At 72.2% G+C, this 16,101-nt stretch carries 10 protein-coding genes, 1 tRNA gene and 3 pseudogenes; all 14 read left to right on the plus strand.

The features are described 5' to 3' along the window. The first annotated feature begins 1 nt into the window (after position 1). Positions 2-748, plus strand: coding sequence for a beta-ketoacyl-[acyl-carrier-protein] synthase family protein (locus tag VS93_RS10775; protein ID WP_052745673.1), 747 nt, complete (start codon positions 2-4; stop codon positions 746-748). Continuing rightward, a complete protein-coding gene (locus tag VS93_RS30390) occupies positions 670-924 on the plus strand; it encodes a 3-oxoacyl-[acyl-carrier-protein] synthase III C-terminal domain-containing protein (RefSeq protein WP_236700474.1) in 255 nt (84 codons plus the stop codon). Before VS93_RS10775 ends, VS93_RS30390 begins: the two co-directional genes overlap by 79 nt. Continuing rightward, positions 921-2,789, plus strand: coding sequence for a fatty acid CoA ligase family protein (locus VS93_RS10780; RefSeq protein ID WP_201776610.1), 1,869 nt, complete (start codon positions 921-923; stop codon positions 2,787-2,789). The genes VS93_RS30390 and VS93_RS10780 overlap by 4 nt, the downstream gene beginning before the upstream one ends. Before the next feature lie 88 nt (positions 2,790-2,877). Further along, on the plus strand, positions 2,878-3,903 hold the full coding sequence (locus tag VS93_RS10785; protein WP_201776611.1) for an NAD-dependent epimerase/dehydratase family protein: 1,026 nt from the start codon (positions 2,878-2,880) through the stop codon (positions 3,901-3,903). Between the two features lie 1,125 nt (positions 3,904-5,028). After that, on the plus strand, positions 5,029-6,960 hold the full coding sequence (locus tag VS93_RS26915; protein WP_052745675.1) for a non-ribosomal peptide synthetase: 1,932 nt from the start codon (positions 5,029-5,031) through the stop codon (positions 6,958-6,960). Continuing rightward, entirely contained in the window at positions 6,957-7,568 is a 612-nt protein-coding gene (locus tag VS93_RS10795; protein WP_046469824.1) for a GNAT family N-acetyltransferase, read from the plus strand. Before VS93_RS26915 ends, VS93_RS10795 begins: the two co-directional genes overlap by 4 nt. 2 nt (positions 7,569-7,570) lie before the next feature. Continuing rightward, complete coding sequence (locus tag VS93_RS10800; RefSeq protein WP_046469825.1) at positions 7,571-9,091, plus strand: cytochrome P450; 1,521 nt, start codon at positions 7,571-7,573, stop codon at positions 9,089-9,091. Positions 9,092-9,163: 72 nt separating this feature from the next. After that, a pseudogene (locus tag VS93_RS10805) lies at positions 9,164-10,335 on the plus strand (DNA polymerase III subunit delta'). 84 nt (positions 10,336-10,419) lie between these two features. Continuing rightward, positions 10,420-11,268, plus strand: coding sequence for a PSP1 domain-containing protein (locus tag VS93_RS10810; protein ID WP_046469826.1), 849 nt, complete (start codon positions 10,420-10,422; stop codon positions 11,266-11,268). Positions 11,269-11,288: 20 nt separating this feature from the next. Beyond that, positions 11,289-12,799, plus strand: a pseudogene (locus tag VS93_RS10815) (alpha/beta hydrolase). 83 nt (positions 12,800-12,882) lie between these two features. Then, positions 12,883-12,958 (plus strand) — tRNA-Thr (locus tag VS93_RS10820). 182 nt (positions 12,959-13,140) lie between these two features. After that, entirely contained in the window at positions 13,141-14,505 is a 1,365-nt protein-coding gene (locus VS93_RS10825; RefSeq protein ID WP_046469835.1) for an MFS transporter, read from the plus strand. 179 nt (positions 14,506-14,684) lie between these two features. Next, positions 14,685-15,854 (plus strand): ADP-forming succinate--CoA ligase subunit beta, encoded by a 1,170-nt coding sequence (gene sucC / locus VS93_RS10830; protein WP_046469827.1) that lies wholly within the window; start codon positions 14,685-14,687, stop codon positions 15,852-15,854. A gap of 3 nt (positions 15,855-15,857) precedes the next feature. Then, a pseudogene (locus VS93_RS10835) lies at positions 15,858-16,101 on the plus strand (succinate--CoA ligase subunit alpha); the annotation flags it as partial.

The raw sequence follows: 16,101 nt of genomic DNA on the forward strand, positions 1-16,101 counted from the left end.
GATGGGCACCATCATCAGCGCCACCGCGGTCAGCACCGACCCCGCGGTCCACAGCTCCATCGAACACGCCTCGCTCGCCGCGGGCGACTGCCTCGACCGTGCCGGCATCACCGCCGACCAGGTCGACCTCATGGTCAACACCGGCGTCTACCGCGACGCGAACATGTCCGAGCCGGCGATGGCCGCGATGATCCAGAAGAACGTCGGGGTCAACCTGGACTACCTTCAGAACCCGACGGCCAAGCCCGCCTTCTCGTTCGACCTGATGAACGGGGCGTGCGGGGTGCTCAACGCGGTCCAGGTGGGCGCCGGGTTCGTCGAGTCCGGCAGTGCCGAGTACGTGCTCGTGGTCTCGGGCGACGCTCACCCGTCGAACGACCCCGCCGAAGCCCGCCGCACCGGCTTCCCCTACGCCACGATGGGCGCCGCGATGCTGCTCGGGCGCACCTGGACGAAGGAGCGGGCTTCGGCAAGATCCACACGGCGACCGCGCACGAGGGGGCGCCTGGGGCCGGAGGGTACACCGAGACCGGCCGGATGGGCCGCGAGGGCCGCCGTGCGGTCACCGTCCGGCAGGACGGCGACTATCCGGACCGTCTTGCCGCGCTCGCCGCTGACTCCGCCCGGGCGTGCGCCGAGGCCGAGGGCATCGACCTGCACGAGACCCTGCTGGTCACCTCCCAGCCGACCCCGGCTTTCGCAGCCGAGGTCGCGGCCCGGCTCGGCGTCGGCGAGGACGCGGCGGTGACCGTCACGGGCGTGGCCGGTGACCCGCACACCTCCGCGGTGCCCCTCGCCTACCATCAGGCCGTCGCCGCCGGCCGGGACCGGGAGTTCCGCCAGTTGCTGTTCGTGGCCGTCGGTGCCGGGCTCACGTCCGCCTGCGCGGTGTACCGGCACCCCGAGCACTCCCCTGTCCGATGACGGCGCGGACGGAAGCGGCGCCGGGGATCGCCGCGCGACTGCGGGACAACGCCCGCACCTTCCCGGACAAGAAGGCGATCATCTTTCCCGCCGGCCGGGACCGCGCGGGCGCGACCGTCTACCGGCACGTCACCTACCGCGAGGTGGACGACACCGCCGACGCCTACGCGAGAAGACTGCTCCGCGCTGGGATCGACAGGGGAACCAAGACCATTGTCATGGTCAGGCCCGGGCCGGATCTCTTCGCGATCGTGTTCGCGCTGTTCCGGATCGGCGCGGTTCCGGTCATCGCCGACCCCGGGCTGGGGTTGCGGCGGATGCTGCACTGCTACCGCACCGCCGGCGCCGAGGCGTTCGTGGGGATCCCGGAGGCGCATGTACTGCGGGTGCTCAGCCCCCGCACCTTCTCGTCCCTGCGGACGAGCGTCACGGTCGGCCGGCGCTGGTTCTGGGGCGGGCCCACACTGCGCGAACCGGCCCGACCGCCCGCGGCCGCACCCGGTGCGGAAGGGGCCACCGGCCGGGTCGAGGAGCCCGCCCTGTCGGACGACGACCTGCTCGCCATCAGCTTCACCACCGGCAGCACCGGTCCGGCCAAGGGCGTGGAGCACCCGCGCGGCATGGTCGAGGGGATCGTGCGGCAGATCAGGGACGCCCTCGGCCAGCGGGAGGACGACGTCTCGCTCGTCACCGTGCCGCTGTGGGGGATCTTCAGCCTGCTGCTCGGGTCGACCTGCGTGCTGCCGCCCGGCGATCCCGCCAAGGTGGCCGCGATCGACCCGCGGGCCGTGGTGGAGGCGATCGAGCGGTTCGGCGTGACCACCATGTTCGCCTCGCCAGCGCTGCTCGACCGGCTCGGTCGCTACGCCACCGGCGCGGGCATCGGTCTAGGTTCGCTGCGCGGTGTCGTCTCGGGCGGCGCGCCCGTGCGGGACGACATCGCGGCCACCATCTGCGACCTCCTCGGCGAGGGCGGGCCGGCCCGGTTCCGCATTACATACGGGGCGACCGAGGCGCTGCCGATCTCGTCGATCACCGCGGAGGAGAGCCTGGCCGAGACGCGGGCGCTCATCCGTACCGGCAGCGGCACCTGTGTCGGCCGGCCGGTGCCGGACGTGGAGGCGCGCATCGTGCCGATCACCGACACACCGATCCCGGAATGGTCGGATGACCTGCCGGTCGAGCTGGGGCAGGTCGGCGAGATCGCCGTCAGCGGCCCGACCGTCAGTGGCCGGTACCACGCGGCACCGGAGGCGGACGGGTACGCGAAGATCCCCGACGGGGAGCGCGTGTGGCACCGCACCGGGGACCTCGGCCGGATCGACGAGGCCGGGCGGATCTGGTTCTGCGGGCGGAAGAGCCAGCGGGTGCACACCGCCGGCGGCACGCTGTACACGGTGCCGTGCGAGGGGATCCTCAACGCCCATCCCGACGTGCACCGAACCGCGCTTGTCGGGGTGGGACCGCCGGAGCGGGCACGGCCCGTGGTCTGCGTCGAGCTGCATGACGGCGTACCCACGAAGGAGCGGGCCCGGGTGGAGCGGGAGCTGCGGGAACTGGCCGCGCGGCACGAGCCGACCCGGCCGGTGGAGGCGTTCCTCTTCCACCCCGGGTTCCCGGTGGACATCCGGCACAACGCGAAGATCAACCGCGAAGAGCTCGCGGAGTGGGCCGGTGCCCGCCTCGCGGCCGGGGCGGGACCGCGCCGGCGGCTCCGCGCGTGGGTTCCGCGGCTGGTGCCGCTCGCCGGGTGGGCCTTCCTGCTGTACGGGCTGCTCTGGCCCTTCACCCACCGGTGCTGCAGACCCTCTTCTGGATCGACGTCGTGCTCAGCGTCGTCGTGCACGGGTTCCAGATCCCCCTAGCACTGCCGCGGGCGCGCCGGGCCGGATACCGCGGTGCGGCGACCGTCGCCCTGACCTTCCTGTTCGGCGCCACCTGGTGGAGGTCACTGTGAAGACACTGGTCACCGGGGCATCCGGGTTTCTCGGCAGCCACATCGTGGACGAGTGCGTCCGGGCCGGCGACTCGGTCCGGGCGCTGGTGCGCCCGTCCAGCGATCTCAGCCACCTGCGGACGGTGCCGGGCGTCGAGATCGTCCACGGCGACCTCAAGGACCGGGCCTCGCTGCGGGCGGCCACCGAGGGCGTCGACGTGGTCTACCACTCCGCGGCGCGGGTGCTCGACTACGGCAGCCGGGCCCAGTTCTGGCAGAGCAACGTGACGGCCACGGAATCGCTGCTAGAAGCGGCGCGGGCGGGCGGGGCCGGCCGGTTCGTCTTCGTGAGCAGCCCGAGTGCGGTGATGACCGGAGAGGACCAGTACGACATCGACGAGAGCCGGCCCTACCCGCAGCGCCACCTCAACCTGTACTCGGAGACGAAGGCCGCCGCCGAGTCGATCGTCCTGGCCGCCGACGCCCCCGGTTTCACCACCTGCGCGATCCGACCCCGCGGAGTCTGGGGGCCGCGCGACTGGCACGGGTTCATGCCCAAGCTGCTGGCGAGGATGCTGGACGGGCGCATGCCCGACCTCTCCGGCGGCAGGCGGGTCCGCACATCGCTGTGCTACTGCACCAACGCGGCCCGGGCCTGCCTGCTCGCCGCCCGGTCCGGGCGGGTGGGCGGGCGCGCCTACTTCGTCGCCGACAGGGAGAGGACCGATGTCTGGGCGTTCATGGCCAGATGGCCGAGCGCTTCGGCGGGACGCCGCCGTCCCGTCCGATCCCGCCGCTGGTGCGCGATGCGCTCGTCGAGGCGGTCGAGCTGGCGTGGCGGGTGCCGTACCTGGCCCACCGCTACTCGCCGCCGCTGTCCCGGTACTCCGTGGCGCTGCTCACCCGCTCGACCACCTACGACACGAGCGCGGCCGAGCGGGACCTCGGCTACCGGCCGGAGGTGGACCAGCCGACCGGGCTCGACCTGCTCCAGCAGTGGGTGGACGAGATCGGCGGCGCCGACGCGTTCGTCGAGAAAGTGAGGTAAGCGGCGTGACCGGGAGTACGATCTTCTGGCGGCCCGTGTCGCCGACCGAGTGGTTCTACCTCGCCGGCGCCCGGCTGGCGCCCCCGTTCGCGGTCCAGGCCCTCGTCGAGGGGCAAGGGCGGATCGGCTGCGAGGAGCTCACCCACGCGGTCGCCGCGGCATCGGCCGCCTGCCCCGGGGCGCGGCTGGTCCGCCGGGGACGGACCTGGCTGGACAGCGGCCGGACGCCGCCGGTGCGGCGCCTGGAGCTCCCCGGCGGCGGGCCCGTGCGCCTTGACGGGCCGGTCCTGGGGCCGGCGCTGCGCCGGCCGCTGAATCCCGAATCCGGGCCCACCTGCGAGGTGCTGCTGCTCGACCACGGCGGGGCGACGCCGAGCGCGCTCGTGTTCCGCGCCTTCCACGGCGTCATGGACGGCAGGGGCCTGCTGGCCTGGGTCACCGATGTCTTCCGGGTACTCAGGGGGGAAGAGCCCATAGGGGCCGCGTCGCGGATGACCGATCACGGCCTCGCCGGCGAACTCGGAAACGTCGGCCGCCGGCCCCGGCTGGGTGCGGACTGGCGGCCCTCGCTGGAGGGCTCGGGGAGGCCCACCGGACCCGGTGCCGCCGTCTTCCGCCGCCGCAGCGTCGACGGCACCCATCCGGGCCTCGTCGCGAAGATCGCGGCGGTACTCGCCACGGCCGCCGGGCACGACCGGTCCCGCTTCCTGGTCCCGGTGGACCTGCGCCGGCACCGTCCCGGACTCGTCTCGACGGCCAACCTGACCCTGCCGATCCTCCTCGACGCGCGGCCGGGCGAGGCGTGGGAGGGCCTGCACGAGCGGCTGCTGCGGGCGATGGCCGACCGGCGCGAGGTCACCACCGGCGGGGTACTCGAACGGGTGACCGGCCGGATTCCGCAGGCCGGGCTCGGTACCCTTCTCGCCGCGGTCACCGGGGCCGCGGACCGGCGGCGGCGATACCTGGGATCGGCGATCATCTCCGATCTCGGGCGGTTCGATCTCGCGGACTTCTCCGCGGGGAGCTTTGAGGCGGCGGCGGTGTATCCGCTGCGACCCACTCGCCGCTCCTACCGGTCTCGTTCGCCGTCGCGGAAACAGCGGGCCGCACCGAGATCACCGTGTCCTGCCCGGACGACCCGGGGGCGGTGGAGAAGGCGGAGGACCTGCTCGACCGGATCACCGAGGCGCTGTCTCCGCCGGAGAGCCGTGCCTGGTCCGGCAACGACACCGACCGGCCGGTCCCGGCGGCGACGGTCACCCGGCTGTTCCGGGCGCAAGTCCAGCGGAGCCCTGACGAGCTCGCCCTCACCGGCCCGGACGGCGACGTCAGCTACGCGGAGCTCGACCGCCACTCCGACGTGGTCGCCGCCGAGCTGGCCGCGCGCGGGGTCGGCAAGGGGACCGTGGTCGGGCTCCTCGCTGACCGGTCGGCCGAGGCGCTGGCCGGGCTGTGGGGCATCCTCAAGGCGGGTGCCGGCTACCTCCCACTCGATCCGCACCATCCCGACAGCCGGACCAACTGGGAACTCGATGATTCACGAGCCCCGCTGTGCCTGGTGCAGCGCCCGTACGCGTCGCGGATCACCGGATGCCGGACGCTCGTCCTCGACGATCTGGCGCGCTCGGGGGCACCACCCGCCCCGCCGGAAGCGGTCGAGCCCGGTGACCTGGCCTATGTCATCTACACCTCGGGGTCGACCGGTCGACCCAAGGGGGTGCAGGTGGAGCACCGCAGCCTGGTGAACTACGTGACGTGGGCGTCAGAACTGTACCGCGTGGATGCCGATACCCGGTTCGCGCTGTTCACCTCGCTCGCGTTCGATCTGACCGGGACCGCGGTCTTCCTGCCGCTGCTGGCCGGCGGGAGCGTGGCACTGGTGCCGGACGACGTGAGTCCGGTGACGCTGCGGGCCATGATCGAGCGGTCCGGCGCCAACGCGCTGAAGCTCACCCCGGCGCACCTGGACCTGATCGGCCGCCTTGATCTCGCGCCGGACGGCTTCCGGGTGCTGGTCGTCGGCGGCGAGCAGCTCAGAGGCCCGGTAGCGGCGCAGGCGGCACGGCTCTTCGGGCCGGAGTGCCGCATTGTCAACGAGTACGGCCCGACCGAGGCCACCATCGGCTGTGTGGCGCACGTCTTCGACCCGGACCGAGACGGGGTCGCTCCGGCGGTGCCCATCGGCACCCCCGTCGCCAACATGAAGTCCTTCCTGCTCGACGCCGACCGGCGGTTCGTCCCCGCGGACGGGGTCGGCGAGTTGTATCTAGCGGGAGCGCAGCTCGCCCGCGGGTACCTCGGGCGTCCGGACCTCGACCGAGAGCGGTTCGTCCGCCTCGCCGACGGAACCCGGGCCTACCGCACCGGCGACCTGGCCCGGATCCTCCCCAGCGGTGTGCTGGAGTACCTGGGGCGCAGCGATGACCAGGTCAAGATCCGCGGGCACCGTGTGGAGCCCGGCGAGGTCGCGGCGGCACTGGAGGAGCACCCGCGGGTCGCGCGGGCCCTGGTGACCGGGCGGGTCGGCGGCCAGGGTCAGACGATCCTGTGCGGCTACGTCGTCACGGACCGGGCCGGGCAGCGGCCAGACGTCGAGGTGCTCCGCGCCCACCTGGCCGAACGGCTGCCGTCCTACATGGTCCCCACGGCGATCGTCTGTGTGCCCGAGCTCCCGCGGACCGTGAACGGAAAGGTCGACGTGCACGCGCTTCCCGACCCGTTCGCCGGCCAGGACGACCCGGTCGGCGAACCGGCCGAGCCGGCGGTACGGGACGACGTCGAGGAGGCGGTGGCGAAGATCTGGGCGGAGATCCTGCGGACCGACGCCGCCCGGATCGGCCCGGACGCCGATTTCCACCGCCTGGGCGGCGATTCGGTGCTGTTCCTCGCGATGCTCGCATCGGTGGCGACGACAGTGGTCGGATCGGAGGGGCAGGAGGCGTTCATGGTGGGGCTGCGGGAGATGATCCGCACCCCCACCCTCGGCCGTGTGTGCCGCACGGCCCGGCGGGCACGGCACGAAGGCCGCGAGGGTCCGGTGAGCGCGCTGTGACCGGACTGTGTTTCCGCCCGGCCCGCCCGCAGGACGCGGCGGCGGTCGTGCCGCTGATGCGCGCCTCCTCGCCCGCGCTCGTCGACGCGGTGTTCGGGGAGCGCGCCGCCGGTGTGCTCCACCACGACTTCCTCCGCGGCCGGGGCCTCTTCGGGTACCGGCACCAAACCATCGGCGTCGCCCCCGACGGTGGGATCGTGGCCACCATCACCGCCTACGACGGCGTGCGGTACCGGAGGCTGCTTCTGCGCACGATGCTGTCGGCCGCCCGCTGCTGCGGCCCCGTCCGCTTCCTCGGCAGCCTGCTGTCGGCCGCCGCGCTGGGGCGCCAGTTCGTCCCGCCCGGAAGGGACGCGGTGTACCTGGCCAACCTCTGCGTCGACGCCGGGCACCGGTCCCGCGGGTACGGGGCCGCGCTCATGGAACACGTGATCCGGGCAGCGGGGGACCGGGGCCTCCGGCAGACCGAACTCGACGTGTCGCGGACGAACCCCCGCGCCCAGAAACTCTACGAGCGCATGGGCTTCACCATCGCCGCCGAGTGCCCGGACACCGGCGGTATCCCCGGGACCCGCCGCATGCGGCGCCCGATCGGACACAGGAGATGACCATGCCGGCACTGCCCTACCCGCCCCGCCGCCGGCCCGACGTGGCCCGGCCCCCGGGGCCGGCGGCGGGTACGGTCCTGCGATCGCTCGTGTCCCGCACGCCGAGCAGGCCGGTCGAGCTGCTCACCGAACTCGCCCGCACCTATCCCCGCATCGCCTACACCCGGGTGGCCAACGACCACGTGTACCTGTTGACCCATCCAGATCTCGTCCGGGAGCTGCTCACCACCCACGGGCGCGTCACCGTCAAGAGCCAGGGCCTGCGTGTGCTGCGGCACCTGTTCGGCCAGGGGCTGCTGACCAGCGAGGGTGAGCTGCACAAGCGGCAGCGGCGGATGGTGCAGCCCGCGTTCCACCGGGAGCGGATCGCCGGGTACGCCCAGGAGATGGCGGCCGCGGCGGCTGAGCACGGACGCCGCTGGGAGGAGGGCATGGTCGACCCGGTGGAGAGCGGTACGGGGCTCGCGGTCGACATGTACGCCGAGATGTCCGCGCTCACCCTGGCCGTCGTGGGACGGACCCTGTTCGGATCGGACCTGCGCGGGAACGTCGACCGTGTCGCGCGCGGCCTTGAGGAGACGATGCGCCAGTACCGCCGCTTCCTGCTCCCGTTCGGCGACCGCATGCTCCGGATGCCGCTGCCCTGGAGCCTGCGCACACGTTCCGCGGGCCGGCAGCTCGACAACGTGATCCGGGAGATCATCGGCGCGCGGCGCGCCTCCGTCGCGTCCGGTGCGGCGGCGGAGGCCGGGGACCTGCTGTCGATGCTCATGCTCGCCCAGGAAGACGGAGCGGGGATGACCGACGAGCAACTGCGCGACGAGGTGATGACGCTGATGCTCGCCGGCCACGAGACCACCGCCAGCACGTTGAGCTGGGCGTGGTACCTGCTGGCGACCCATCCGCGGGTCAGCGCCGCCCTCTACGCGGAGGTGGACGCGCGACTCGGGGAACGACCGCCCGCCTGCACCGACCTCACGCGGCTGCCGTTCGCCAACGCCGTGATCGCTGAGACGCTGCGCCTCTACCCGCCCGCGTGGTCCATGGGGCGCCAGCTCACCAGCGGGATCGAACTGGACTCGTGGACCCTTCCGGCCGGCTCGGCGTGCGTGGTCAGCCCGTGGACGCTGCACCGCGATCCGCGGTTCTGGCCGGATCCGCTGGCCTTTCGGCCCGAGCGGTGGCTGCGGCCGGCGGAACCGGACGGGACGGGCTGCCCGGTGAGCGGGAACGGGCGCGGGCAGAGAGGCGCGAATGCGGAGGCGGCTGAGAGGACCGCGGCGGGGAAGGTGTTCGACCCCGCGGCCCCCGGAGTTCCCCGCGGCGCGTGGCTCTCCTTCGGGATGGGCCGCCGCGTGTGCATCGGCGAGTCCTTCAGCTGGACCGAGTCGGTCCTGGTCCTCACATCCCTGCTGCGGCGCTGGCGCTGCGAGCTGGAGCCGGACGCCCGGATCGCCACCCGCCCGGACATCACCCTGCGTCCGGCCCACGGCCTGCCGATGCGGCTGCACCCCCGGAGCTGATCCCGCGCGAAGGAACGCGCCCCTTCGGAAGGCTGCGGCGTCTGTCGCCGCGGCGGCCTATGCTGAACACCGATGAGCGTCTTCGACGGCCTGGTGGGCCAGGACACGGTGACCGAACAGCTGCGTTCGGCCGTCCGCGCGGCGGGCGAGCAGATCACGGGCGGCACCGGTGGCGGGATGACGCACGCGTGGCTGTTCACCGGCCCGCCCGGGTCGGGTCGGGCGGAGGCCGCGCGCGCGTTCGCCGCCGCGCTGCAGTGCCCCGACGGCGGCTGCGGACACTGCGAACTCTGCCACCAGGTGTTCAGCGGTACCCACGCCGACGTCCTCTACGTCCGGCCCAGCGGGCTGAGCTTCGGCGTCGAACGGACCCGGGAACTGGTGCTGCAGGCGGCGTCCCGCCCCACCAGCGGGAGGTTCCGCGTCGTGCTGTTCGAGGACGCCGAACGCGCCACCGAAGCCGCCTCCAACGCCCTGCTGAAGGCGGTCGAGGAGCCCGGCCCCCGTACGGTGTGGCTGCTGTGCACGCCCACCGCGGAGGACCTGCTCGTCACCATCCGGTCCCGCTGCCGCCAGGTCACCCTGCGAACCCCCACGACGCGGGCCATCGCCGAGGCTCTGGTACAGCGCGACGGCGTCGCCCCGGACATCGCCGCGGAAGCGGCCCGGGCCTCCGCCGGACAGATCGCGCGGGCGCGGCAGCTCGCCACCGACCCCGAAACGCGTGAGCGCCGCACGGAGGTGCTGTCGATCCCGGCGCGCCTCGACAGCCTGGGCGCCTGCGTCTCGGCGGCCGCCCGGCTCTACGAGCTGGCCGAGGCCGAGGCCAAGACCACCACGAGCACGCTCGACGAGCGGGAGAAGGCCGACCTCAAGGCGGCCTTCGGCGAAGGGGGCACCGGCAAGGGGGTCGCCAAGGCGGTGCGCGGCGCCGCCGGGGCCCTGAAGGACCTGGAGGAGCGCCAGAAGCGCCGTGCCACCCGGATCAAGCGCGACACCTACGACGTCGCGCTGCTGGACCTCGGCACGTTCTACCGCGATGTGCTGGCCGTGCAGATGGGGGCCACGGTGGAGCTCGCCACCGCCTCCCAGGAGGCGGACCTGCGGCGCGTCGCCCGCGCGTCCACGCCGGAGGCCACGCTGCGCCGCATCGACGCATCATGGAGTGCCGCGAACGCATCGCCGCCAACGTGCACCCTCAGATCGCGATGGAGGCGATGACCTCCGCTCTGTACATGGGGTAGTTCCGCGGCGGGTGGAACCGCGGCCGGAGGGAAGAGCGACCCGTCGCCATGCCGCGGCCGACCTCGTAGGGTGACCCTGTGGGCATGATGATGGCGGTCAGCTTCGAGCGGTACGGGCGGCTCTACTACCTCGATCCCGGGGCGCACAGCCCCTCGGTCGGCGACAGGGTCCTGGTGCCCACGGACGCCGGCCCGGAGGTGGCCGAGTGCGTCTGGGCGCCCGAGTGGGTGAGTGAGGACATCGAAGGGCTCCCGGTCTGCGAGGGCATGGCCACGGAGGCCGATATCGCCCGCGACGAGGACAACCGGCGGCTCCGGGCCGCTGCGCGGTCGGCGGCCAAGCGGCTGATCCGGGAACGGGAGCTGCCGATGAAGGTCGTCGGGATCGACTACGTCTCCGCCGACCGCAGCTACACCGTTTACTTCTCCGCCCCGCGGCGGGTGGACTTCCGCGAGCTCCTCAGGGAGCTGTCCGAAGCCCTCGGGGCGCGTGTGGAGCTGCGGCAGGTCGGCGCCCGCGACGAGGCGCGGCTGCAGGGCGGTATCGGTCCGTGCGGCCGCGATCTGTGCTGCGCCACCTTCCTCAAGGACTTCGAACCGGTAGCGGCCCGCATGGCCAAGGAACAGGACCTTCCGGTCAATCCCATGCGTATCGCCGGCGCCTGCGGCAAGCTCATGTGCTGCCTGAAGTACGAGCATCCGCTGTACCAGGAGTTCCGGGCGGCCGCGCCTGGGAAGGGCGACCGCGTCAGCACCCCCGAGGGGGACGGGGTCGTGGTCGGGCACAACGTGCCCTCGGACAAGGTCGTGGTCCGGCTCGACAGCGGCGGGCGGCGCTGCGCCTGCGATCGGGCCTCCGTCTGCGGACCACGGCAGGCCTACGAGCGCGCCCACCGGCCCGGGGGCACCGAGAGCGGGAACGGAACCGATTGAACAGAACCGGATGGGCGGGCATGTCCGCTGTGCTGGCGCTGCTCGCGGCGGGCTGCACCGGCGGCCCCGAAGCGGAGGGGAGCGGGGGCCCCGAAGAGGCGCTCGCGGAGTTCTACCAGCAGGACCTCGTGTGGGAGGAGTGCGGCGGCGACTTCGAGTGCGCTACCTACGAGGTTCCGCTCGACTATGACGATCCCGACGGCGAGCGCGTGGAGATCGCGGTCAAGCGCCTGCCGGCCGCAGGCGAGGCCGAGGCTCGCTCGTCGTGAACCCCGGAGGTCCGGGAGGATCCGGGTACGACTACGCGGACGCCGCCGCCAAGGCCGTCAGCCAACCCGTCCGGGAGCGCTTCGACGTGGTCGGGTTCGACCCCCGCGGTATCGGCCGCAGCACCCCGATCGAGTGCCTGGACCGGCAGGCTCTGGACGACTACCTCGGCGCCGAGGTCGACACCGAGTCCGAGGACGCCGACCTGAGCGAGGTCACCGACACCGGTCTGGAGGAACTGGAGCGGCTGAACCGGGAGTTCGTCGAGGCCTGCCGGGAGAACTCCGGCGATCTGATGCTGCACCTGGAGACCGCGAACGTCGCCCGCGACATGGACGTGCTCCGCGGTGTCCTCGGCGATGAGGGGCTCAGCTACATCGGCAAGTCCTACGGCAGCTACATCGGCACGCACTACGCCGACCTGTTCCCGGAGCGGGTGCGTGCGCTCGTGCTCGACGGCGCCCTGCAGCCGGGGATGGACCAGTTGGAGATGAGCGTCCAGCAGGCGCAGGGATTCGAGACCGCACTGCGCGCCTTCGTCGAGGACTGCCTCGGGCAGCGGGACTGCCCGCTCGGCGACACCGGCGCCGAAGGCGACGTCGACTCCGGCGTCGCTGAGATCGCCGGGCTGCTCGCGGACGCCGCCGAGAACCCGCTGGAGAACCGCCTCGGCGACGGGCGCGAGGTGAACCGGGCCCGCGCGGGGATGGGCCTGATGGCCGCGCTGTACTCCGAGAGTCTCTGGCCCCGGGTGCGGTCCGCGCTCGCCGACGCCTTCGACGGCGACGGCACCGCCCTGCTGGAGCTCGCCGACCGGCTCTACGACCGGCACCCGGACGGCGACTACGAGAACATGACGGCCGCGCTCGTCTCGGTGAACTGCTCCGACCATCCGAGCCCGAGGGACATCGGCAGCTACCAGGAGGCCGCGGCCGAAGCGGCCGAGGAGTCCCCGCTCTTCGGGCCGGGCCTCGCCTGGGGTGCCCTGCCCTGCGCGTACTGGCCGGAGGAGGCCATCGACGAACCGCGGGAGCTCGACGCGGCCGGTGCCGATCCGATCCTGGTCATCGGCACCACCCGGGATTCGGCGACGCCCTACCGGTGGGCGGAGAACCTGGCAGGGCATCTGGACTCCGGTGTCCTGCTGACCCGCGACGGCGACGGTCACACCGCGTACCGGACGGGCGACGCCTGCATCGACGAGGCCGTGGACGCCTACCTGCTGGACACGCGGATCGTCGAGGACGGCACCGTGTGCGGCTGACGCGCGGGGACCGGGGAGAGGTGTACTCGAGGGATCTCAGAACACGCTAGACTGGCCCCCGGTCCCGCGGCGAGCGGGGACCGGCCGCCTTAGCTCAGTCGGTAGAGCGATTCACTCGTAATGAATAGGTCGTCGGTTCGATTCCGACAGGCGGCTCCACGAGAAGGAAGTTCAAGGGCCTGACCACGGAGTTCCGTGGTCAGGCCCTTCGCTTTGGGTGCCCTTTGTGCGCGGCCCGCCGTCCCTGCGCGCCTCTGCGTCGGACACGGGCATGGACTTTTGGTCGGGGAAGTGTTATAGAGGATATCACATACTGTATGCAGTACACGGAGGTGGGGGCCATGTCGCGTCCGACTTTCCCATCACCCGCGCACGAGGTGCGCGACTTGCACGGAAGACGCTACCGGCTGGGAGAGGCCGACCGCGAGCTGCTCGGCTACTCGCGGGCGTGGGTCCCCTGGGCCGCGGGGCTCGCCATGCTCGCCGCCGGTGTCGGCCAGTACGGCTACGCGGTGCTGTTGCCGGCCCTGGTCAGCACGCAGGGGTGGACCGCAGGGGAGGGAATCTGGGTACTCGCCGTGTGGGCGGCCTGCCAGGCGGCCACGGTGTACCCGGTGGCGCGGCTGAGGAGCCGTGTGCGGATCCCGCCGGCGGCTCTGATGGTCGCGGGCGCGCTGCTGTGCGCCACCGGACTGGTGACCCTTGGCGGCTCCGACAGCCTCGCGCTGGTCATGGCGGTGCACGCGCTCCTGGGCGGGATGGGTGCCGGGCTGGTCTACGGCACCTGTGTCAGTGTCGTGAGCCGGTGGTATCCGGAGCATCCGGCGAGGACCCACTTCGCCAGCGGCGCGTTCACGGTCGGGTCTGTCCCGCTCGTCGTACTGGCCGAGCGGTTCATCGCCACCGATACGCCCGGGAGTTTCCTCGGAGCCGTGGCTCTGGTGGTGCTGGTGCTGGTCGGTGCCGCGGCGCTGCTGCTCAAGGACCCGCCCGCGCACTGGTGGCCGGCCCACATCGATCCGCGGCTGTGGGCGGTGGACAAGTCGGTCAACCCGGGGCTGCGCAGGAACCGCCCCGCCATACGGCGCTACGCGCCCGGTGAGGTGATCAAGCTGCCGGTGGCGGGTGTGCTGTACGCGGCGATGATGTGCGCCTCCGGGGTGGCGCTCTTCAACCTCGCCTTCGTCGGTGTGTTCGCGGTGTCGTATGGCTGGGGGTTCGGTTTCGCGGCCTTCGTCGTCGGCGTGCTGGCCGTGGCGAGCGGGATCAGCCGCGCCGTGGCCGGATGGGCGGGCATCCGGTTCGGTCGCACCCGCACGGTGTGCGGCGCGCTGGTGCTGGCCGGGGCGGCGCAGCTTCTGATTCTGGCCGGCGGGCAGTACGGGCTCGCGAGCCTGCTGCTGCTCGGCTGCTTCATCGCCGGATCGAGCGCGGGTTCGTGCTACGCGCTGCTGCCGGAGCTGGTCGAGGATCACTTCGGGGACCGCGAGGGGCTGCCGAACTTCGGGCTGTTCTACGGAGCGAAGACCGCCGGAGGGCTGGTCGGCGTCGGCCTGGCCGCGACGTTCCTGGTGCCGGACGGCTATGCCACCGGGTTCGGGGTGGCCGCCGTGGTGAGCCTGGTCGCCGCGGTACTGCTCGGTACGCTCCGCCGCCCCGGCCTGCCCCGGGTGCTGGTGCCCGACTCGCGGCGGCCGTTCGACTAGTGATGCGGGGCGGACTCCGGTCCGCGCCGGAACGCGGCGCCCCGTGGGGAAGCGGTGCTCGGTCGCCCGTGGCGGTTCCCTAGTCCAACAGTGTCGTATACAGTATACATCACATCTTACGCCGGCGGCGCGGCAACGAGCCGCCGGCGCCCGGAGGAGCGGAGTCAGGAGACGTTCGAGTGGACTTGTACGAGTACCAGGCGAGGGATCTGTTCGCCGCACACGGAGTTCCCGTGCTGTCGGGCGCCGTGGCGAGCGACCCGGACGAGGCACGCGCCGTAGCCGCGCAACTGGGCGGCAGGGCGGTGATCAAGGCTCAGGTGAAGACCGGCGGCCGCGGGAAGGCGGGAGGCGTCAAACTCGCCAATGGGCCTGATGACGCCGGGGAGAAGGCCGAGCAGATACTCGGGATGGACATCAAAGGGCACACGGTGGGCCGGGTGCTGGTGGCCGAGGCGTCGGAGATCGCAGAGGAGTACTACTTCTCCTTCCTGCTGGACCGCGCCAACCGCACGTTCCTGTGTATCGCCTCCGCCGAGGGCGGCGTGGAGATCGAGGAGGTCGCCAGGTCGAACCCGGAAGCGGTGCTGAAGCTCCCGATCGACCCGCTGGCCGGTGTGGACCTGGACAAGGGGCGGGAGATCGCCGCCCGGGCGAACTATCCGGAGGCTGCGCGCGAAGCGATCGCCGAGGTGATCGTCCAGCTGTGGGAGGTCTTCGTCGCCGAGGACACCACACTGGTCGAAGTGAACCCGCTGGTGCGGGACGGCCAGGGCAGGATCATCGCGCTGGACGGAAAGGTCACGCTGGACGGGAACGCCTCGTTCCGGCACCCGGAGCACGCGGAGTTGGCGGACACGGCCTCCGAGGACCCGCTGGAGGCCAAGGCCAAGGCGAACGACCTCAACTACGTGAAGCTGGACGGACAGGTCGGCATCATCGGCAACGGTGCCGGACTGGTGATGTCCACGCTGGACGTGGTCGCCTATGCCGGCGACCGGCATTCCGGTGTGAAACCCGCGAACTTCCTGGACATCGGGGGCGGCGCATCGGCAGAGGTCATGGCCGCCGGGCTGGACGTCATCCTGGGCGACCCGGACGTGCGGAGCGTGTTCGTCAACGTCTTCGGCGGGATCACCGCGTGTGACGCGGTGGCCAGCGGCATCGTGTCCGCGCTGGACATGCTCGGGGACGGGGCGAGCAAGCCGCTGGTGGTGCGGCTGGACGGCAACAACGTAGCCGAAGGACGGCGGATACTTACCGAGGCCGACCACCCGTTGGTGACGTTGGTCGAGACCATGGACGACGCGGCCGACAAGGCTGCTGAGCTCGCGGCCGCGGGGGTGTAGGTCATGGCGATTTTCCTCAACAGCGACTCCACGATCATCGTGCAGGGCATCACCGGTTCGGAGGGCAGCAAGCACACCGCGCGGATGCTCGCGGCCGGCTCGAACATCGTGGGCGGGGTGAACGCCCGCAAGGCGGGGCAGACCGTCACCATCGCCGGTCAGGACCTGAACGTGTTCGGCACTGTCGAAGAGGCGATCAAGGAGACCGGTGCGGACACCTCGGTGATCTTCGTGCCCCCGCGGTTCG

It is taken from the genome of Allosalinactinospora lopnorensis (genome assembly GCF_000981225.1).
Classification (GTDB): domain Bacteria; phylum Actinomycetota; class Actinomycetes; order Streptosporangiales; family Streptosporangiaceae; genus Allosalinactinospora; species Allosalinactinospora lopnorensis.

What these genes read in the sequence shown, in the direction of transcription:
- VS93_RS10775 (WP_052745673.1), top strand. Translation starts at nt 2, where the DNA reads ATGGGCACCATCATCAGCGCCACCGCGGTCAGCACCGACCCCGCGGTC.
- VS93_RS10780 (WP_201776610.1), top strand. Translation starts at nt 921, where the DNA reads ATGACGGCGCGGACGGAAGCGGCGCCGGGGATCGCCGCGCGACTGCGG.
- VS93_RS10800 (WP_046469825.1), top strand. Translation starts at nt 7,571, where the DNA reads ATGCCGGCACTGCCCTACCCGCCCCGCCGCCGGCCCGACGTGGCCCGG.
- VS93_RS10810 (WP_046469826.1), top strand. Translation starts at nt 10,420, where the DNA reads ATGATGATGGCGGTCAGCTTCGAGCGGTACGGGCGGCTCTACTACCTC.
- VS93_RS10825 (WP_046469835.1), top strand. Translation starts at nt 13,141, where the DNA reads ATGTCGCGTCCGACTTTCCCATCACCCGCGCACGAGGTGCGCGACTTG.